Annotated in this window: 22 protein-coding genes and 1 tRNA gene; 10 read left to right on the top strand and 13 right to left on the bottom strand. The window is 62.7% G+C overall.

Annotation, left to right across the window (positions count from 1 at the left end; translation table 11 throughout):
* Positions 1–45 precede the first annotated feature (45 nt).
* A complete protein-coding gene (locus EYW42_RS05735; protein ID WP_135534298.1) occupies positions 46–456 on the bottom strand; it encodes an archease in 411 nt (136 codons plus the stop codon).
* Positions 457–575: 119 nt separating this feature from the next.
* On the opposite strand from EYW42_RS05735, the gene EYW42_RS05730 reads away from it, so the two are divergent.
* From EYW42_RS05730 to bcp, 4 genes are all read left to right on the top strand, one after another.
* Positions 576–1,052: a GNAT family N-acetyltransferase gene (locus EYW42_RS05730; protein WP_135534297.1), complete on the top strand. Its 477-nt coding sequence runs from the start codon at positions 576–578 to the stop codon at positions 1,050–1,052.
* Positions 1,053–1,137: 85 nt separating this feature from the next.
* A complete protein-coding gene (priS, locus tag EYW42_RS05725; RefSeq protein WP_135534296.1) occupies positions 1,138–2,349 on the top strand; it encodes a DNA primase small subunit PriS in 1,212 nt (403 codons plus the stop codon).
* Positions 2,346–3,299 carry a DNA replication complex subunit Gins51 gene (locus EYW42_RS05720; RefSeq protein WP_135534295.1) on the top strand — a complete coding sequence of 318 codons (954 nt, stop codon included), beginning with the start codon at positions 2,346–2,348 and terminating at the stop codon, positions 3,297–3,299. Before priS ends, EYW42_RS05720 begins: the two co-directional genes overlap by 4 nt.
* A 40-nt stretch (positions 3,300–3,339) precedes the next feature.
* Positions 3,340–3,795 (top strand): thioredoxin-dependent thiol peroxidase, encoded by a 456-nt coding sequence (bcp, locus tag EYW42_RS05715; RefSeq protein ID WP_135534294.1) that lies wholly within the window; start codon positions 3,340–3,342, stop codon positions 3,793–3,795.
* Positions 3,796–3,819: 24 nt separating this feature from the next.
* Here the strand turns inward: bcp and EYW42_RS05710 are convergent, their stop codons facing one another.
* The 3 genes from EYW42_RS05710 to EYW42_RS05700 all read right to left on the bottom strand — a co-directional run bounded on the left by EYW42_RS05710 (position 3,820) and on the right by EYW42_RS05700 (position 7,004).
* The gene (locus tag EYW42_RS05710; protein WP_135534293.1) at positions 3,820–4,326 is read right to left on the bottom strand and encodes an SHOCT domain-containing protein; all 507 of its coding nucleotides are present in this window, start codon (positions 4,324–4,326) and stop codon (positions 3,820–3,822) included.
* A 162-nt stretch (positions 4,327–4,488) separates the two neighbouring features.
* Positions 4,489–6,753, bottom strand: a complete 2,265-nt coding sequence (locus EYW42_RS05705; protein WP_135534292.1) for a CDC48 family AAA ATPase — start codon at positions 6,751–6,753, stop codon at positions 4,489–4,491.
* Positions 6,750–7,004 (bottom strand): DUF7127 family protein, encoded by a 255-nt coding sequence (locus EYW42_RS05700; RefSeq protein WP_135534291.1) that lies wholly within the window; start codon positions 7,002–7,004, stop codon positions 6,750–6,752. The genes EYW42_RS05705 and EYW42_RS05700 overlap by 4 nt, the downstream gene beginning before the upstream one ends.
* 159 nt (positions 7,005–7,163) lie before the next feature.
* Here EYW42_RS05700 and EYW42_RS05695 point away from each other — a divergent pair, with 159 nt between their 5' ends.
* Entirely contained in the window at positions 7,164–7,934 is a 771-nt protein-coding gene (locus tag EYW42_RS05695; protein ID WP_135534290.1) for an alpha/beta fold hydrolase, read from the top strand.
* Positions 7,935–8,043: 109 nt separating this feature from the next.
* On the opposite strand, the gene panB is transcribed toward EYW42_RS05695, so the two are convergent.
* Positions 8,044–8,853: a 3-methyl-2-oxobutanoate hydroxymethyltransferase gene (gene panB, locus EYW42_RS05690; RefSeq protein ID WP_135534289.1), complete on the bottom strand. Its 810-nt coding sequence runs from the start codon at positions 8,851–8,853 to the stop codon at positions 8,044–8,046.
* An 83-nt stretch (positions 8,854–8,936) separates the two neighbouring features.
* Here panB and EYW42_RS05685 point away from each other — a divergent pair, with 83 nt between their 5' ends.
* Both EYW42_RS05685 and EYW42_RS05680 read left to right on the top strand, forming a co-directional pair.
* On the top strand, positions 8,937–9,167 hold the full coding sequence (locus tag EYW42_RS05685) for a hypothetical protein (protein WP_135534288.1): 231 nt from the start codon (positions 8,937–8,939) through the stop codon (positions 9,165–9,167).
* Between the two features lie 56 nt (positions 9,168–9,223).
* A complete protein-coding gene (locus EYW42_RS05680) occupies positions 9,224–9,463 on the top strand; it encodes a DUF5822 domain-containing protein (protein ID WP_135534287.1) in 240 nt (79 codons plus the stop codon).
* Between the two features lie 16 nt (positions 9,464–9,479).
* Here EYW42_RS05680 and EYW42_RS05675 read toward each other — a convergent pair whose 3' ends face one another.
* Positions 9,480–9,977, bottom strand: coding sequence for an HAD family hydrolase (locus tag EYW42_RS05675; RefSeq protein ID WP_135534752.1), 498 nt, complete (start codon positions 9,975–9,977; stop codon positions 9,480–9,482).
* 312 nt (positions 9,978–10,289) lie between these two features.
* Between EYW42_RS05675 and cysE the strand changes: the two genes are divergently transcribed.
* Entirely contained in the window at positions 10,290–10,808 is a 519-nt protein-coding gene (gene cysE, locus EYW42_RS05670; protein ID WP_135534286.1) for a serine O-acetyltransferase, read from the top strand.
* 68 nt (positions 10,809–10,876) lie between these two features.
* Here the strand turns inward: cysE and EYW42_RS05665 are convergent, their stop codons facing one another.
* The 4 genes from EYW42_RS05665 to EYW42_RS05650 form a co-directional block, all read right to left on the bottom strand.
* Positions 10,877–12,049: an acyl-CoA dehydrogenase family protein gene (locus tag EYW42_RS05665; protein WP_135534285.1), complete on the bottom strand. Its 1,173-nt coding sequence runs from the start codon at positions 12,047–12,049 to the stop codon at positions 10,877–10,879.
* Between the two features lie 37 nt (positions 12,050–12,086).
* Entirely contained in the window at positions 12,087–12,896 is an 810-nt protein-coding gene (locus EYW42_RS05660; RefSeq protein ID WP_135534284.1) for a helix-turn-helix transcriptional regulator, read from the bottom strand.
* 265 nt (positions 12,897–13,161) lie between these two features.
* Positions 13,162–14,361 (bottom strand): alanyl-tRNA editing protein, encoded by a 1,200-nt coding sequence (locus EYW42_RS05655; protein WP_135534283.1) that lies wholly within the window; start codon positions 14,359–14,361, stop codon positions 13,162–13,164.
* Positions 14,362–14,512: 151 nt separating this feature from the next.
* Positions 14,513–15,025: a multiprotein-bridging factor 1 family protein gene (locus EYW42_RS05650; RefSeq protein ID WP_135534282.1), complete on the bottom strand. Its 513-nt coding sequence runs from the start codon at positions 15,023–15,025 to the stop codon at positions 14,513–14,515.
* 158 nt (positions 15,026–15,183) lie between these two features.
* Here EYW42_RS05650 and EYW42_RS05645 point away from each other — a divergent pair.
* Both EYW42_RS05645 and EYW42_RS05640 read left to right on the top strand, forming a co-directional pair.
* Positions 15,184–15,268 (top strand) — tRNA-Leu (locus tag EYW42_RS05645).
* Positions 15,269–15,813: 545 nt separating this feature from the next.
* Positions 15,814–17,604, top strand: a complete 1,791-nt coding sequence (locus EYW42_RS05640; RefSeq protein WP_135534281.1) for a hypothetical protein — start codon at positions 15,814–15,816, stop codon at positions 17,602–17,604.
* On the opposite strand, the gene EYW42_RS19745 is transcribed toward EYW42_RS05640, so the two are convergent.
* From EYW42_RS19745 to EYW42_RS05630, 3 genes are all read right to left on the bottom strand, one after another.
* Entirely contained in the window at positions 17,605–17,742 is a 138-nt protein-coding gene (locus EYW42_RS19745; protein WP_168192961.1) for a DUF7503 family protein, read from the bottom strand.
* 118 nt (positions 17,743–17,860) lie between these two features.
* Positions 17,861–18,136, bottom strand: a complete 276-nt coding sequence (locus EYW42_RS05635; RefSeq protein ID WP_135534280.1) for a DUF3006 domain-containing protein — start codon at positions 18,134–18,136, stop codon at positions 17,861–17,863.
* Positions 18,133–19,539: a lamin tail domain-containing protein gene (locus EYW42_RS05630; RefSeq protein ID WP_237561283.1), complete on the bottom strand. Its 1,407-nt coding sequence runs from the start codon at positions 19,537–19,539 to the stop codon at positions 18,133–18,135. The genes EYW42_RS05635 and EYW42_RS05630 overlap by 4 nt, the downstream gene beginning before the upstream one ends.
* Positions 19,540–19,645 lie beyond the last annotated feature (106 nt).

Raw genomic sequence — 19,645 nt, 5'->3', positions numbered from 1 at the left:
GTGACGAAACACCGCGTTGCCGCGCATCCGGAACCGGGTAGCGCGCTACACGTCGAAGACGACGTAGGCCTCCCACCCGTCGCCAGTTCGGGAAAGATCCATCTCCGAGTAGGTAACGGCCTTGATCTCACGGGCGTGAACCGAGGAGAACGGGACGCCACGGGCGCTCGCGGTCACCGTCCACTTGTCGCCATCGCTCTCGACGGACGCCTCGTGGTCGGCGGGGAGCACGCTCCGCACGTCGCGCTGAAATATCAGTTCGTCGAGGAAGTCGAACAGCAGCGCCTCCCTGCTCTCCGCGGTGACAGTCAGTTCGAACCGCTCGCCGTCGTCAGGAACAGTTTCGCACATTGCCGCCGTCAGTCCGTCGGCGACGGCCGCGAACGTCTCCCCGAGCGTGTCGCCGTCGGCGGCCACCGCGACGTCCGCCGTGTGGTCGCGGAGTTCGTAGGACATAGTTCCCGTTCTCGGTCCGCCCGCTTGGGAGTTCGGATCGCGAGACTGGAGGTCGGCTGAGAGCGGATGAGAGAGGGGGGCCGGTGGAATTATATTCGCGAAACCACTACTCTGTAGCAGTGAGCGTCAAGGTCGATATTCGAGTCGTCGGATCCGGCAGCGACGAACACGTCGAGGAGGCGTGGGATCTGAAAGAGCGCATCCGGAAAGAGGACGGCGTGTTGAAACAGCGACGGAGCTTTTTCACGGATGCCTATCGTCGGTCGACAGTTCACGTCGCGTTCGTCGACGACGACCTGATCGGGCTGGCGGCGGCGCGGCGCGACGGCTATATCCTCTTTCTCGCGGTCGATCCGGAACATCGGGGCGGCGGACTGGGCGAACAGCTAGTCGCCCGTGTCGCGGAGGACCACGCGACGGTGACGTGTCACGCGCGAACGACAAACGAGAACGCGCTCCAGTTCTACGAGCATCTCGGCTTCGAGATCAAACGCCGCATCGACAACTACTACGAGGACGGCGGCGACGCGTACTACCTAAAACTCGGCTCCGACGCCGGGATCACGGAACGGCTTTCCGACATCATCCGCCGATAAGTCGACGGACTGTCGCGATGGGCGACCGAGAGCGTAGTCGGGTCCGGCAACGTTTTACCGTCTCCCTGATAACCGAGGTGACGACATGGAGGAGCACACTCGTGGGTACCTCCGCGGCCGCTTTCGCGATCACTACCGGCGCGCGGAGATAACGCCCCCGCCGGACGCCCCGGACCGGGAGTGGGGGTTCATCCCCTGGACAGAGGGGCCGGGAACGACGATGGTCCGGCACCGCTCGCTGTTCGACATCGGGTCGATAGACGAGTTCCTCCAGCGCAAGCGCCCGCGACACGTCTACTTCTCGGCCGGGCGCTACGAGGACCCGAGCGCGAATTCGATGAGCGAAAAGGGGTGGCGGTCGGCCGACCTGATCTTCGACCTCGACGCGGACCACCTCCCTGCCGTCGACCCCGAGACGACTGCCTACCCCGAGATGCTCAATGCCTGCAAGGACGCGCTTTTGCGTCTACTCGACCTCCTCGAAACGGATTTCGGATTCGAGGACCTCACGGTCGTCTTCTCCGGCGGGCGCGGCTATCACGTCCACGTCCGCGACGAGGGCGTTCGCGCTCTCGACAGCGACCGCCGCCGGGAGATCGTCGACTACGTCCGGGGGATCGACGTCGAGTTCGAGGACCTCGTCGACACGGAGGCAGTCGCCGGGATGGGCCGCGAGACGCCGGCGCAAAAGCGCACGCTCGATACGACCGGCGGGTGGAGCAAGCGCGTTCACGACCGGATCTGCGCGTTCGTAGACGAACTGCTCGCGATGGACGAGGACGACGCTCTGGACCGCCTACAGGAGTTCGACCGGATCGGCTCCGGCCGGGCCGAAGCGTTTCTCACCGCCGCGACGACGAACGCGGACCAGATCCGCGCGGGCAACGTCGACGTCCATCCTGCCTTTTTCCAGATCGCCCGGACGCTCGCGGAGGACGTGCTCGAAACGGAGACGGCACCCATCGACGAACCCGTAACGACCGACACCAACCGTCTCATCCGCCTTCCCGGGAGCCTCCACGGCGGAAGCGGCCTCGAAGTGAAACGGATCGACCGACCGGCGATCGAGGACTTCGACCCGCTTCGCGACGCTGTCCCCGAGACGTTCACCGGCCACTCGATCGCCGTGGACGTGACCGACGTGTCCGACCTTCCGCCGGTCGGTAACCCCGACTTCGGCGAGGTGTCTCTCAACGGCGATACTTTTACGGTCGCAGAGGGAACACAGACCGTATCGGAACACGTGGGCGTCTTCTTGATGGCCCGCGGCCAAGCCGAGAAAGGTGAAGAACAATGAACCTCGACGAACTGCGGTCTGTCCAGAGCAAAGAGCGACAGAAGGACAGCCTGCAGCATCTCCGCGACTCGTTCTACGGGGACGTCGGCGAGTACATTTCTGAACTCAAAGACCGGCGAGATAGCGCGGCGGCGGAGGCCGACGACCCCTTCTCGAACCCCGATGTCGGCCGACTAACCGACGAGATAGAGACCGCTGAGGAGGTCGTCGAAGCAGTGTATGAGCGCCGGATGGGCAAGATAGTCAAGCGCGCAAGCCTCGCCGCCGCCGGTATGCCCGCCGACGAGGAGGGGCTGACAACCGAGGAGAAGGAACTGTTCGGCGACATCGTCGACCGGATCGAGGCGAACAAGGACCACGTGTTAGACGTGCTCTCCGGCAACGCGACCGCCGAATCGCCGACGGCCGACCGCACCGAAGCGGAGACGGACGCGGAAACGAAGACGGACGCGGACGACGGCGTCAGCGCCGCGGACCTGATGGGCGACGGTCCGGACGCCGAACCGGATTCGTCTACGGCCTCGGCTGATCCCGATTCACCGTCGGGCGAACACCCGGTGGACGCCGAATCCGGCGTTCCCGACGCCATTGCGGAAGCGGAGCGCGAACGCGCGCAGTCCACCGAGGCGCACACAGGCGACGGTGAGACGCAGGTGGACGGCGACATCGGACCCAAGACGAGTGGCGGTACGTCGGGTGACGGACGCGCCACATCCGACGAACACGCTGACGGACCTGAATCGGACGACAGCGCCGCGTCCGCCGGTGGCGACGCGTCCGACGCCGGTACGGAAACGGACCGCGCAACCGTCCGCATTACGCAGGACGTCGGTCAGATCCTCGGTATCGACGAGCGAGAGTACGAACTGGCGGCGGAAGACGTAGTGCAACTTCCGGAACAGAACGTCGAACCGCTCGTCCAGCGAGACGCCGCCGAACGCCTCGACTGAAAGCGGAAACAGTTTATAATATCAACCCCGCTAAGCGTCTATGCTCTGTGACGGCCAGACCGCTCCCGAGTTCGAATTACCCAACCAGAACGGCGATCCCGTTTCGCTGTCTGACTTCCGTGGCCAACGAGTCGTCCTGTACTTCTACCCGCGCGCGAACACGGACGGATGTACCACTGAGGCCTGTGGCTTTCGGGACAACTGGGCCGCGTTCGAGGACCGCGACGTCGCCGTCATCGGTATCAGCGATGACAGCGTCGAGGACCTGAAGGAATTCGAGCAGGACCACGACCTCCCCGTCACGCTGCTCTCTGACGAGCGAGGCGAAGTAGCGACGCTGTACGACTCGTACGGCGAGAAGCAGATGTTCGGCAACACCTTCGACGGCGTGTTCCGGAACACGTACGTCATCGACGAAACTGGCGAGATTGAGCGCTCTTACGAGGGCGTCGACCCGGACGGCCACGCCGACGAAATCCTGGACAATCTGGAGTAGAGAACTACCGCGAACTGCCTCACACTACCGTTCCCAGAGTCTGTCGCTATCCCGGCCGTACGTATCGTACTCTCTGGTGTTGCGCTCGTCGAGACGCTTTTCCGTGTCGTCCGACCCGAGGAGGAGGCCCATCTTGCGCTCGAACTCGGCCTCGTTGATCTCTCCGGCGACGTACCGTTCGCGGAGGCGGTCCTCCGGGTCACGCTCGGCCGCGTCGCCGCTGTGTCCGTTCCCCTGGGGGAGCCACTTCCGCCATCCGGTCGACTGTTCCACGTTCCGCATGCCGCTACGCGAATCAGGGACTCGCCGGTCCGTGGGATCTGACGAGTCGTCGTCACCGAGCAACGAAACCAGACCGAACGCCGCGAGCGCGACGACGAGGAGGACCGTAACGGTGACCACGAGCGAAACGATCGTGGCAACTATCCCCAGCAGTACGCTGAGTATCGTGCTGACGACGCTCAGAACGAGCATCAGCACCACGACGACGCCGATCCCCTTGAGGAGGACCCCGCTTAGCGAACGGCTCATACTGTTTCTCTACGTGCAGGGCTCAAAAAAGGTTCGTCGCCTCTGTCGCGTCTCGGGAATGACGGAGACGGTTACGTCACGCGGGTAACCGTCTCGTGTCGAGGCAGTTCTCGTGAACGGTTTTGCGGCGGGAAGTCGCGGAGCCCCCGTCGCAAACCCGTTCTACTGGAACGTCCGGGTGACCTGATCCTCGGAATCGACTTCGGTCCGGTCGAACTGCTCTTCTATCTCCTCGTACTGCTCGCGGATCTCCTCGGTGACGCTGGGAGTAACCTCGTCGAGCGCCTGCTCGAAGTGTTTGCGGTTCACGCGAACGTTTCCGACGCTTTCGCCGATCTCGTCGGGGTCGACGGAGTTGATGAACTCGCGGGACGCGGCCATCGACGCCTCGCGGACGAGCGCTTCGATGTCAGCGCCGACGTATCCGTCCGTCTCCGCGGCCAACCATTCGAGGTCGACGTCGTCGGCCAGCGGTTTGTCCCGCGTGTGGACCTCGAAGATCCGGCGGCGCGCCTCCTCCTCGGGGACCGGCACGTGGACGTGACGGTCGAGACGGCCCGGCCGGAGCAGGGCGTTGTCGATGAGGTCGGGACGGTTAGTCGTCGCAATGACGACGACGTCTTCCAGTTCTTCAAGCCCGTCGAGTTCGGTCAGCAACTGGGAGACGACGCGTTCGCTGACCTCGCTCCCGCCGCCGGACCCGCGACCGCGTTCGCCGGCGATGGAGTCTATCTCGTCGAAGAACACCACGGTCGGGGCGTTCTCACGGGCCTTGCTGAACACTTCGCGGACGCCCTTCTCGGACTCGCCCACGAACTTGTTGAGCAGTTCGGGCCCTTTGACGGAGATGAAGTTACTCTGGGACTCGTTTGCGACGGCTTTCGCCATCAGCGTCTTGCCGGTCCCGGGCGGGCCGTACATCAGCACGCCCTTCGCGGCCTCCATGTCCATCTGGTCGAACACTTCGGGGTAGTCGAGCGGCCACTGGACGGTTTCGCGGAGCCGTTCCTTAGTGTCTTCCAGACCGCCGACATCGTCCCACGTGGTGTCTGGTACCTCGACGAACACCTCGCGGAGCGCGGATGGGTCGATCCCCTTCAGTGCCTCCTTGAAGTCGGCCTCGGTTACCTGCAGTTTGTCGAGTACGTCGGCGTCTATCTGATCGGAATCGAGGTCGAGGTCGGGGCGGATACGCCGGAGCGCGTTCATCGCTGCCTCTTTCGTCAGCGATTCGAGGTCGGCCCCGACGAAGCCGTGCGTGTTCTCCGCGTACTGATCCAGGTCGATGCTGTCTACCAGCGGCATGCCGCGGGTGTGGACCTGCAGGATCTCTCGGCGACCCTCCTTGTCCGGGACGCCGATCTCGATCTCGCGGTCGAACCGACCGCCGCGGCGGAGCGCGGGGTCGATGGCGTCGACGCGGTTCGTCGCGCCGATGACGATTATCTCCCCGCGTTCATCGAGCCCGTCCATCAGCGAAAGGAGCTGTGCGACGACGCGGCGTTCGACGTCGCCGCCAGCCTCCTCGCGCTTGGGCGCGATGGAATCGAGTTCGTCGATGAACACGATTGCAGGCGCGTTCTCCTCGGCCTCCTCGAACACCTCGCGGAGTTGTTCCTCGCTCTCGCCGTAGTATTTCGACATGATCTCCGGCCCGGAGATAGTGTCGAAGTAGGCGTCTATCTCGTTGGCGACGGCCTTCGCCATCAGCGTCTTCCCGGTCCCCGGCGGGCCGTGCAGGAGGACGCCTTTCGGCGGTTCGATGCCGAGTTGCTGGAACAGTTCGGGGTGGCGCATCGGCAACTCGATCATCTCGCGGACCTGTTCGAGTTCCCTGTCCAGCCCGCCGATGTCCTCGTAGGTTACGTTGGGGCTGTCGCTCCCGCCAGCGCCGGACTCCGCACCACTGATCTGCTCGGCCGGTTTCTCGCTGATCTGGATGTCGGTCGAGTCGGTGATGACGACCGTTCCGCTCGGGTCGGTCGAGGCGATCTTGAGCGGGACGGACTGGCCGCTGTTCGACATGGGGCCGAACGAAAGCGGGAACGGGACCGTCTGACCCTCGGTTACGGCCTGCCCGGAGAGCTTGTCGCGGACGAGCGGGCCGATGTTGCCCCGGATACGGAGGTTCTGGGGGAGTGCGACCGTCACGCTCGTTGCGGGGTTGACGTCGGCCTTCTCGACCTCGATGCGGTCGTCGATGCCGACGTTGGCTTCCTGCCGGAGGCGACCGTCGATCCGGATGATCGCCTTCCCCTCGTCTTCAGGGTAGCCGGGCCAGACGCGTGCAACAGCGCGGTCTTCCCCCGTTCCGATGAGGATGTAGTCGCCGTTTTCGAGGCCCAGTTCCTGCATCGTCGCCCGGTCAATAGCCGCGAGTCCACGCCCCGCGTCTTTCTGTTTCAGTGGCTTGACAGTGAGATTCATAGTTCCTCCTCCAGTTCGATAGTGAGGACGCCGTTTTTCATAAACACTTCCGCGTCCCCGTCAGGAAGTTCGATTTCGATCTGCGACTCGTCGTCGCCGTCGCCGGTGACGACGATCGCGGTGCCTGCAACGACGTCGACGTTGGCGTCGGCAACCGAGGGCCCGAGATCGGCCGCGATCACGAGGTTGTCGGCGTACTCGTATTCGCGGACGACCCGTCCGTCGCTCTCGGCAAGTTGGGTGATATTCATGTTGGTACTAACCAAAAGTTAGCGTTCAAAGTATATAACTGTTTGCTAAATGTCCCCCCGACGTACCGGTTGTTCGGGACTTCGGCCGAATTGCGGTTCACACGTCACTCGGTCGCCGCCGATGTTGAGTTTTATGGTCGTTCCAGACGAACGTCACGTATGGAAACAATCACCCATCAGGGCCGTGAGACGGCCTACCGCCGCTCAGACCGGGGCGGCGACGGGACGCCGCTGCTTTGCGTCCACGGGAGCGGAGGCACGAACGCGGTGTGGAAGTCGCAGTTTCGACTGGCCGACGACCGGCCGGTCGCCGCGCTGGATCTGAGCGGCCACGGCGACTCTGACGACATCGACGCGACAGCGGGGTACAGCACGCTCTCGGCGTACGCGGACGACGTCATCGCGGTCGCGGAGGAGACTGACGCAGGGGTCCTCGTCGGTAACTCGCTCGGCGGTGCCGTCGTCATGCACGTCGTTCTCGAACGGGAATTCGATCCCGAAGCGGTCGTTCTGGCGGGCACCGGCGCTCGGCTCTCGGTCAACGAGGACCTCCTGCAATGGCTGGCGAGCGACTGGGACCGCGTCGTGGAATTCCTCCACGGCCCGGGACGACTGTTCGACGACCCCGACGGCGACCTCGCGGAACTCTCCGAACAGGCCATGCGCGAGTCCGGACGTGCGGTGACGGAACGGGACTTCCGGACGTGTCACACGTTCGACGTGCGCGACCGTCTCGACGAGATAGACGTGCCCGCGCTCGCCGTCGTCGGCGCGAACGACCGCCTCACGCCCCCCTGGTTCCACGAGTATCTCGCCGACGAACTGCCGGACGCGGCGCTCGCCGTCGTCGAGGACGCCGCGCACCTCGCGATGCTCGAACAGCCTCGCGCGTTCAACTCCGCGCTCGAACAGTTCTTCGAGGGGCTCTGACCGGCCGCTGGAGTCGTTTGTGAGTATCTGTAGGCCAGTCGGTCGCTTCGGAGGTGACGGCCGTCGGCCGATATCCGTTCCGTTCGAGATCACCCGGTAGATACCGCAGTCAGTCGATATCGTCGTACTCGGTTTCGTGACTGTGTTCGTCCGCCGGATACTCCCCGGATTCGACGGCCTCGACGTACTCGCCGACCGCCCCTTTGATCTCGCTTCTGACGTCGCCGAACTGCTTCGCGAACGGCGGCGTCCGCTCGCCCAGTCCGACGACGTCATTGAACACGAGCACCTGTCCATCGGTCTCCGGGCCCGCACCGATGCCGATAGTCGGGATGTCGAGCGCGTCCGTCACCGACGCGGCGAGATTCGACGGGACGTGTTCGAGGACGAGCGAGAACGCCCCCGCCTGCTCGTGGTCGACGGCGAGATCGATGATCCGCTGTGCGGCGTCGTCCGTCGTCCCCTGGCGCGTGTACCCGCCCAACTGGTTGACGTGTTGCGGCGTCAGCCCCAGATGCGCCATCACTGGGATACCCAGTTGTACCAGCCGTTCGGTCAGTTCGACCGTGTGCGGACCACACTCCAGTTTCACCGCGTCCGCGCCCTCCTCTTTGATCATCCGGCCGGCGTTTTCGATGCTCGTCTCTCGACCGGTGCCGACGGAGAGAAACGGCATGTCGGCGACGACGAGCGTCTCGTCGGTGCCGCGAACGACAGCGCCGGTCCTGCTCGCCATCTCGTCGACTGTCACCGGGAGGGTCGACTCGTAACCGAGCGACGCGTTCCCGACGCTGTCTCCCACGAGCACGATGTCGATGTCGGCCTCGTCGACGAGCGACGCGGTCGGCGCGTCGTACGCGGTGATCATCGTGATAGGCTTCGCTCCGGCTTTCTCCTGGACCGCCGGTACGGTAGTCATACGCTCCCTTGGTGCGCCGCGCGATAAAAGCCACCGACTCGATCACGGATAGTTTTTCGTACCGTGGGTGAGAGCGCTCGGATATGTACGGAACCCGTGAACTACTCGCAGTCGTCCTCTCCATCGGTTTCGGCCTGTTCCTGATCGCATTTCCGGCCGCGTTCGTCCAGTTACAGATGGTCGGACGCGGCCCCAGAGACAGGGGCCAGTACGGCGACGACTGGAGTCCGCCCACGAAGTACACGCTTCCGGTCCGAGCCATCGGCCTGATCGCGGTCGGCGTCGGCGCGTACATCGCCGTACGGCCGCTGTGAACCGCGTCCGGCGCGAACCGTCACGTATTATACCGCTCGGCGACCAGAGCGTATCAGTGCCAGAGCGCGTCGACGACGGCGAACCGGTCGACCGGGAGGGCGTCGATTACACGTACGTGATGCAACTCACGTTCCTCACGACTATCCTCGCCGGCGTTCCGCTCGTCGTAGTCCTCTCGCTGTTCGTGACGTTGCCGACATGGGCCGACCGAGTCGAGTTCGTCATCAGGGTCGGCGCATTACTGTGGTTAGTGACCGGAACGGGCCTGTTTCTCCGGGAGCGACAGCGGCAGTAAGCGAGCGACGACGGTGTCAGCGTCGCGTCTCGAAGACGAACGCCGTCCCGGCCCGTTCGGCCGTCAGTTCGTCCCGTTCGGAGTCGCCGACGAACACGGCGTCGGCCGGGTCCACGCCGAGCGCGGCGACTGCCGCCAGAAGCGGTTCGGGGTCTGGTTTCCACGTCCCTACCGTGTCCCGACCGACGACGGTCGAAACGTGCTTTGCCAGGCCGTGACGCTCAAGCGCGATGTCGCAAGCGTCGGAACAGTTCAGCGAACAGACTCCCACCGGGCGGTCGAGGGTCCCGACCTCGTCTGCGAGCGGTAGCCGCCGGGACCGGCGTGCGCCCGCCTGCTCGTGGTCTGCTATCTCGGCGTTCACCGATTCGAACAGACCGTGGTCTCGCGCGTCTTCCAGAAGGCCCCAGAGATCCCGCCCCTTGGGGTCGACGCCGGCGGCCTCGTACACCGCCGCGACGTCCTCCTCGACGACCCGCCAATCGACGTCGAGTTCGGCGAGGGTCCCATCCATGTCGTAGACGACGGCATCGTACTCCTCGTACGGCACGAGCGGCGGTACGCGCTCCCCTCGCAAGTTACTATCGGCTGGGACCGATCCGAACCGGGTCCCGCTGGGGTTACCGAACTGGTCCGAAACCGAACAGCCGAACCGAACCCGTTTTGGGGGCGAACGGACGAGTGTATCGCATGGTGTCTTCTATCCACTCCACCGGCACCGTTATCGACCGACTGCGTGCCTCTCGGGAGTGGTGTTGCTGCGGGTCCCGACTCTCGGTTGCGCTCCAGTCTCGAATCCGGACGGCGCAGTCTCCGAAGGGGGACGATGTTTAGGTCCGTTCGCGAAGACGTCCGGGCGGCGCTGGAACGCGACCCGGCGGCCAAAAGCGCGATCGAAGTGGCGCTTTGTTACCCCGGGCTGCACGCGGTCTGGTTCTACAGGGTCGCACACGTGCTCTGGAACCGCAACTTCCACCTGACCGCGCGGCTTCTCTCGCAGTTCGCTCGCTTCCTGACCGGTATCGAGATCCACCCGGCGGCGACGGTCGGTCGCCGCCTGTTCATCGACCACGGCGCGGGCGTCGTCATCGGCGAGACGGCAACGGTCGGCGACGACGTTCACATGCACCACGGCTGTACCCTCGGCGGGAACGATCCGCGGCCCGTCAAACGCCATCCGACCGTCGAGGACGGGGTGGTTCTCGGGGCGAACGTGACGCTTCTCGGCGCGATCACCGTCGGTGAAAACGCCGCCGTCGGGGCCGGTGCAGTCGTCGTTGACGATGTCGAACCTGACCAGACGGTTACCGGCGTTCCCGCGACCCCGGTCGACGAAGTATCGTAGCGCTTGGAAGCCATCACACAGCAGACCTCGTCCGAACGGGAGGATACGTCCGAAACAGCGCAGGCCGACTAGTCGAGCATCTCCCGGGCGATCACCGTCTTCTGTATCTCGCTCGTGCCCTCGTAGATAGTCGTGATCTTCGCATCGCGGTAGAGGCGTTCGACGTCGCCCTCGGTGACGTAGCCGTACCCGCCGTGGATCTGGACCGCCTCGTTGGTCACGTCCATCGCCGCCTCGCTGGCGAAGTACTTCGCCATGCTCGCGCCCATCCGGACGGATTCGCCGCGGTCCTCGCGCGCGGCGGCGTCCCGCGTCAACAGGCGACTCGCCCGAACCTGCGTCGCCATGTCCGCGAGTTTGTGCCGTATCGTCTGGATGTCACCGATCGGTTTGCCGAACTGCTCGCGCTCCCCGGCGTACGCTTTCGCCTCGTCCAGTGCGGACTGTGCCAGGCCGACCGACTGCGACGCGATGCCGATCCGGCCGCCGGTGAGGATCGAGAGCGCGGCGCTCAGTCCTTTCCCCTCCTCAGTTAGGCGGTTCTCCGCGGGGATCCGAACGTCGTCGAACGTGAGAGACGTGGTATCGCTCGCCCGCAGGCCGAGTTTGTCCTCCTTCTTGCCCACTTCGAGACCATCCGTGTCGCCGGACTGCGTCCGGCCGCTCGCCGAGGAAACCTCAGCGGCGTCTTTCGGCACGAGAAACTGCGTGATACTGTTCGGGTCGTCCCGGTCGGTCTTGGCGAAGAGGATAACGACGCCGGAGCGCTCCCCGTTCGTGATCCACTGCTTGTCGCCGTTGATGACGTACTCGTCGCCCTCCCTGCGCGCCTCGGTGGTCATCTCCGCCGGGTTCGACCCCGCCTCCGCCTCCGAGAGCGCGAACGCGCCGACCGGTCGGCCGTCGGCCATCTCCGGCAGCCAGCGCTCCTTCTGGTCCTCGCTCCCGAACGTCGCGATGCAGGAGGTCGCGAGGCAGTGGACCGAAAGGGCCGTCGCGACCGAGAGCGTCCCGTAAGCGACCTGCTCGTTGACCACGCTGTAGGTGAGGCGGTCCGCGTCGTATCCACCGTACTCTTCGGGAACCGTAAGCCCCGTGAGATCGAGGTCTGCGAGGCCGTCCCACACGTCCTCCGGGAACGACTGGTGTTCGTCGGCCTCACGTGCCACGGGACGGATCTCCTCCTCGGCGAACTCTCGGACCACGTCGCGGACGGCGCGTTGTTCAGCGGATAACTCCATACCATACTCTTCGATTGTGAAGTAAAAAAGGTGAACGTTACGCGTCCCGTTCGGACTCGTCGTACCGGTCCGCTACGAACTGCTCGGTATCTTCCGCCCGCTCCCAGAGATATTCGAACAGGCGGGTCCCCCAATCGACGGCAGCGTCAGTCTCTACAACTACCTCGGTCTGAGGGTCGTACGAGCCGTCGAGTTTTGGCAGCGACAGCAACAGCGTCTCGTCGGAGACTGCCATCGCGAACGACGCGTCGTACACCCTCGACTCGACGTGTTTTGCGCCCTCGACCTCTTCGGAACTGTCCACGACTATCCGCTGGATCAGTTCCGGGGTGACGACGAGTCGTCGGTCACTGTCCGGTGATTCGTTAAGCGCTTCCGCGTACCGGTCGTGATAGACGGGAGTGACAACTGAGATACATTCCGCGGCGGCGATCTCGTCAGCCACGCGTCGGGACGCCCGGTACGGGTCCGAGTCCGGCGACCGAATTATCTCGTGATCGTCCAGCGTGAAGAACTCCGCTCTGAACTTATCGGGAACTCCAGATGCGTCGTGGCGCTCCCAATACTCGCCGTCCTCGCTGAGGACCGACCCAGTCCGCTCGCATCGCGCTATCGCGTCCGACAGTACCTGTCCTGCCGCCGTCGTCGCCCATGTGTTGTCTTCCTGTTGGTACACTAACCCGTGTTCGTCGAGTTTGTTCAGCGAATCGTACACCGAGGATTTGCTCGACGGCGTGTCGTCGAGCACCGTCTGTCGGGTCGCTGGTCCCGACGCCAACCTCGACAACACTTCGCGACGTGCCGAGGACCCGACGACGAACTCCAGCGTATCAAGCGTTCCGTGCATTATCTTTGCTCATAAATGGGGGTTTCCGGATATATCAATGGTGGTCGGTTCCTTTTCCATAACGGAGACCTCAACGGTCCTATTGTTGATTTCCAGCCAGTCTGGACTGTTTTACTCTCCCCGGAATAAAAAAATTTAGGTTGAAGAAACCCATCCAATCTAACGCTGGCAGGTCATGCCTGTCCTGTTGGCTTGCAGCCAGCGGGGATCCGTGAGAGCGGTTCTCACGCCGCCCTGTTTTGTCCCACCGTAACGGCCCTCACTCTCAAGGCGAGTCGCCAGTCTTCAGGTACTCGACGATTCTGTCCGGATCTCCGTCGAGTCCGCCCGCCTGTGCGACGCGGTCCGAACCGCCGCCACCACCTCCGAACTCGGCGGTAACGTCGTCGATAACGTCTGTAGCATCCGTTTCCGACCCCACCACCACGAACGGCGGACGGTCGCTCCCGACCAGTGCGACCACGTCAGCGACGTCTCCGGCCAGTTCCCGAACCACGTCGTCGACGTCGTTTGGCCCCACTCCGTCGACCGTTCCCGCGACCACGGTTCGTCCGCCGCGCTCTTCGACATCTTCGCACAGGTCCGCGACTCGTCGGTCGAGCAGGTTTTCTCGCAACTCCTCGACTTCCGCCTCTAATTCGGCGACCTCGTCCTGAAGGCGTCGGGCGGCTTGAGGGACCTCCGTCACGTTCGCCCCGAGAACGGTACTCGCCTCGAACGCGGCCGACTTCTCGGTCGTCCGGCGGTCGATACCGGCCGTTCCGACTGCGAACTCGACGCGCGTCAGCCCCTCTCCGGGGTTCGACCTGCCGATCACGGTTACGGGACCTATCTCTCGCGTGTTCCGGACGTGTGTGCCACCGCACGCGGCCGCGTCCCATCCCTCGATAGTGACCACGCGGACGGTGTCGCTATCGCCGAACACTCCCTCCTCGGTCTTCGTGTTGAACGCGACATCGTCGCGTTCGCGTGCGTCCTCGACCGGAACCTCTTCCCAGGAAACGTCCCGGGAGTCCCAGACCGCCTCGTTGACCAGGCGTTCGAGTTCGACGAGCGTCTCGTCCGTCACGTCCGTCGTGGTCCGGAAATCGATCCGGATCTTCTTGTCGTCGATACCGAACCCGCCGTATCCGAGGTCGTCTAACACCCTCCGGCCGGCACCGTACAGTGCGTGACTGGCTGTGTGAGCGCGCATGCAGTACATGCGGAACGACCAGTCGACCTCACAGAGCGCCCTGTGGCCCGGCCGCCACCCGGGTGCCTCGGCCAGACGGTGGACTACGCCGTCGTCGGTTACCTGTACGTCCACCACTTCCTTGCCGTCTATCTTTCCTCGGTCCGCGGGCTGTCCGCCGCTCTGGGGGTAGAAATACGTCGTCTCCAGCGTCACGTCCCTGCCGTCTACTGCCGAAATCCCCGTCTCGAACCTCGTCGTGTACGGTTCGGCAGCGGCTTGTCTGCTCATCAGACGTTCCGACACGCCGGACCGGCAAAAAGCTGACCGCCGACGACACTGTCGCCCGTGGGTCTCGGCGGATTCGACGACTGACGCGCCGACTCTATTCACACGACGGTCCGTCTATCGAACGGCTGCCGCAACCACGGTGTGCTGAAATTCACGTTGACTCGGCCAGTTCGACGTCTAGCCGCTGTTCGAGCGCCCGGACGAGACTACCGCCGACGCCGGCTTGCGTCGCTCGGCCCTGCTCTATCGCCAGCAGGTCGGCCTCGTCAGCGTCGAGTTCTTCAGCGAGTTCCTCCCGCTGGAGTCCGGCGTCCTGCCTGGCTTCCTGCAGAACGCTCCCGTAGTCAGAGACCAGATACGGCAACTGGTCGTCGTCGTAGTTCGTGCCTTCCTCCTCCCAGTGTTCGGAGTCGTCGTTCCAGGCGGGACTGGACTTCGCCGCGTTCTGTACCGCCCTGCGCTGTCGGTCGTCGCCCTGGGACTGGTTCGTCTCGCTTTTCTCGTCTTTGTGTGCGTTATCGTCGTGGGGTGCGCACTCCTGACACACCTGGAGCTGCGCGCCGGCGACGTTAGCTTCGCGGAGCGAGTCGCTCTCGGTCCCGCAGAGTTCGCATGCGTCGCCGTCGCTTGACCCCGACGATCCGCCCGTCGAGTACTTGGCCATACACCCCGTAACGGGGGAACCGGTTTTAACACCCCGATTTTCACTGCTCCCTGATACCGACGAGCGTACTCGCGGGAATTCGCCGCCGGAACGGCGAACGAAACGAAAGTCCTTTAATCAGTCCACTGGATAGAGATGAATGCAGCAAGACGCCGCGAGCGTGGGTAGCCAAGCTAGGCCAACGGCGCAGCGTTGAGGGCGCTGTCCCGTAGGGGTCCGCCGGTTCAAATCCGGTCCCACGCATCGCAACGGCGCAAGCAAACCGCGAGCGCCCATCGAAGTCGATGCAGGTGATATCCCTTCGCGGACATCACCCACGCACAACTTCTGCCGGAATAGCACTGCACAGGATAGATGTAGCGCTGACCGACGCAACGTGTTATTGTTAATACACTTAGTGTCTTGGAACACGTTTTTACCGTTCCATTGCGATAGAAGTTACATCAGAAGGTATCCGGGAAATGACCATCAAATACTCGCCTACGGATAATCCGACTGGCATCAAGTTAGTCGACTTCACGGAACAACGCCAGTTTACGATCCGGACCCCGGACCCGGTCACTCTCGACGAAGTAAACTCAGACCAATTCTGGTTTCCAGTAAGTCGGGCATGTCGTTTTGAGAGTAAAGGACTGTATATCGACAGATTAGACGGAGTCCATATTCATGACGGGAAAGGAGAATTCCAAACTGAAATAAAATCTCACGAAACGAAGGAATTCGAACCCGCTACCTACAGTATCGATATTCACGGCCCCCTCAAGGTGTATCTCCAGGTGACGAGCGGGATGACGATCAACACTGGTGGGAACTATCTGTACATCGAGTTCGACGGTAACACAGAGATGTACCTCGGTATGCGGTCGTATCATAAACAGCCCGCAGGGACGATAACCGTCCCGGACGACCCGCACGACCTCATGACTGCCGTTGGGACTCTCTCGTCGGCACTAAAAACGACATCGTGCGAACGTTCGTACCCGACCCTCCGTGGTCATCCCCCGCTGTTCGAACGAGGTGATTCGCTGGAGATTCCGAGTCATATCGAGCCACCGGACACGGGAATCAGGATCGTCGTTCCCCCGGAGTACAGGTACATCTATACGGTCTCTTCGCTCGCCTTTTATCTCGGTGCAGAGGTCGTTGCGGGCGACGTACCGAGGATCGAAACGACCAACGGCTTCACGCGTGACCTCGCCAGTCGACGGTGGTTCGAGGACGAAGTCTCGTGTCTTCTCCGGCAGGTGTTTTTCCTCGACTGTATCGTGCGCACGGAGGGCATCTACCAGATGGACCTCCGAGAGCGGCGAATGGTCGAACAGTACCTTCCGTTCGATATCGCGGAACTGTACGACAAACCGCTGCAGGAACAATTAGAACAGTACCTTCAGATACCGTACGAAGTCGTCTCGGAGTACATCCCGCAGTGGACTCTCACGGCACACATTCCGTCGAGTCCCGAGGGGATCATACCGACTCCCTTCGTGGTGAACGAACTAGGTATCGTGCGGGAACCGCGCGGTACTCGAATCTCTCGACCGAGAACGACTGCGGCAAACTACTCACGGGCACCCGGCGGTGGCACCGCTGAATCAGAGACTTCGCAACCGCTGGTTCGTTCCGGGGCGACGACGGGCGACGACGACGTTACGTTCGTCCAACCGGAAACGACGAACGAGTCGCTCGAACACTCCTGGTTCGGAAAGCACGTTCCTCGGGGAGCCACGAAAGCAACCACTGAAGCGTTCATGAACCGGGTGTCGAGGGAAAACCGCTCAAGTCAAATAGATATCACTGTCGTCTGCAATGACGATCGGATGATAGCCGAACACGATTCCCTTGATAGCGTGTACGGACGCAGAGACGAACTTCCGTACAATGTCGAGTCCTACGTCCAGATCTCGACCGACGAACTCGAAACGTTACTTCTGGACGGCAACATAGATTTCCTTCACTACATCGGCCACGCGACTCCTGATGGTCTCGAATGCTCGGATGGGGATCTCGACGTGCGGGAACTCGACGAGATCGATGTCGAGGTATTCCTGCTCAATGCCTGTCGGTCGTACAACCAAGCGATAGCGATGGCAAAGCGCGGTGCCACCGGCGGTGTCGGAACGCTAAGCGACGTAGTGAACGAACACGCTATCGAGATCGGGAAAGCCCTTGCCCATCTGATCAACCTCGGCTTTAAGCTCCGTGCGGCGGTCGACCTCGTTCGGGAACACACTCGCATCGGTGATCAGTATCTTATCGTCGGTGATGGCGGTGCAGATATTGCTCAATCCGAAGGAGGACCGCCAGGCGTCTGCGAGGTTACACCCCGTGATGACGGTTTGTATGATCTATCCGTTCGTATGTATCCGACCAGGGAATTTCAGATCGGATCCACGGTACTACTTAAGTTGCAACAGACTTCGGAGAATTGTCTGTTACCGGGCCCAAGCGAAGCTACAGGACTGACGGAGGCCGAACTTCGTGATTACTTCTCCTCACACAGCAGCCCAGTCCAACTCGACGGAGAACTCCGTTGGAATGACCTGTCGTCGCCTGTAGATCTGACCGTCGACGAAAACTAGTTAGGGGCCACCTGTTCCTGTAGCCACTCCCGCTGCGGCCGTCCCTGCCGAGGCAGTCAGCAGCAGGATCATGAACAGCGCGCCGATCATTCGTGGGTGGTCTGCGAGGAACGACTTGAGTGCGTCTTGATTGGACATTGCACTCGGAACAACGAGACAGAACCTTTTCAAATTATCTGAAATTTTCTTATAAATTAATAGGTGAAGTTATAGGATATTTTAGGGAAGTAATGACAAATGAATTTATAGGATCACGTCAATTATCGTCGTCGGGCGGACGTTCGGACAACCGGTCGAACCGGTCCTGTGCGTTCTCTCGGCGGTGGTTCGTCTCGTCCGGGCGGTATTCGAGACGTTCCACTGCGTTATCCTCGACCGTCACCGTGAGCACGGCGTCGGCGTGGTTCGCCGCTTCGGGCAAGGAATCGCGGGGGAGCGTCGCTTGCCCGACTACGTCTCCCTCGCGTTCGAGCAACAGGACAGCGCTGTCGTCTTCGAACCGGTCGACTACGCCAGTGTACGTTCCGTTCATCCGTACGTCTCCTGAACAACGAGTTCTCCCCGGTCGTTTCTGACGGTGACGGTGTCGCCGCCGTTGTTCCAGATCGGTCGCCCGGCCTCCCAGTACAGATCGGTGCTGGTGTCCGTTCCGTTGCCGCTGTAGATAGTCACTGACTCGCCGGGTGCCAGCGAGACGCCGTCCGGGAACGTGTACGTCTCGCCGGACTCGTCCGAGAGCGTCCATCCCGAGAGTTCGACATCGTCATCGCCGGCGTTTTCGAGCGTCACGTACTCGCCGTTCAGGTTCTCGTAATCGTCGCCCGCGGCGTCTTGGTGGACCGCGGCGATCCGCAGGTCCGCACCGCCGTCCGCGACTACCGTCGATGCCGGAGCGTCGTCCACCGGACCGCCGGCGCTGATCGTCGCTCGCGTGACGGGAGCCGTTCCGTTTTCGGGTGCGACCGGCGACACGTCGCGGAGTCGTAACGGTTGGGTCATCGCGCTCTGTTGGGTTCGGACGCTGACGGCGTCGCCACCGCTGATCACCACCACGTCACCGTGCACCCCCGTCCAGTAGGTCGGGATCAGCGAGTCGGCGAGGCGGCGGAGCGTCTCGTTGTGCGGATGGCCGTACGGAGAATCGTACGCGCTCGATACCACCACCATTTCCGGACTGACCGCGGTCAGCAGTTCGTCGCCGGTGCTCGTCTTGGACCCGTGATGGCCCGCCGCGAGGACGGTCGCGTTCAGTTCGACGCCGTACGTGTCGACGAGATGCGCTTCCTGTACGTGTTCGGCGTCGCCGGGGAGGAGCGCCGAGACGGAACCGTGTCGCAGTCGAAGGACGACGTTGTTCTCGTTACGCGCGCCGTCATCGAGTCGCTTCTCTGGCGGGCCGAGCACGTCGATAGCGAGGCCCTCCATCGGTATCGAATCGCCTTCCCGCGTCTCGTACAGCGTCACGTCGTGTTTCTCCACGGCGGACAGGTATTCGTCGTACGTCGCCGTACTGGCGGCGATCCCCGGGTCGTAGACGGCTCCGACCCCATTCGCTTTCGTCTCGTAGTGTTCGATGACGGCAGCGTGTCCACCGATGTGGTCGGCGTCGGCGTGTGTCGTCACCAGATAGTCGATCCGGCGGATCCCGCGCTGACGCAGGTACCGAAGCACGTGGTCGCCGTCGTCCGTCCAATGGCCCGTGTCGACGAGCATCGTCTCGCCCGACGGCCCGACCACGAGCGTCGCCGCGCCCTGTCCGACGTTGATGAAGTGCAGTTCAAGCGTCCCGTTTCCAGACCCGTCGGGTGACGCCGTTGGTGTCAGTTCCGAAGTGGTCACGTTGCTCTCGGTGGGTCCGCCGTCCCCGCCGGTGGCACCGACGCATCCCGAGAGAACGACGAGGACGACCATCAGAACCGTTCCGAGTCTGTACACGCCACGACAGTACACCTGGATCCACAAATCAGTGCGCTAGTCTCAAGTATTCGCTATTAATACTTATAGTAATTAACTCTGTAGCGCTTGCTCATTATTATACTAC

This window comes from Halostella pelagica (assembly GCF_004762015.1).
In the GTDB taxonomy this organism is placed as follows: Archaea; Halobacteriota; Halobacteria; order Halobacteriales; family Natronoarchaeaceae; genus Halostella; species Halostella pelagica.
Note: the sequence above shows the minus strand (reverse complement) of the source record. Positions and strands in the feature narration are given on the sequence as shown.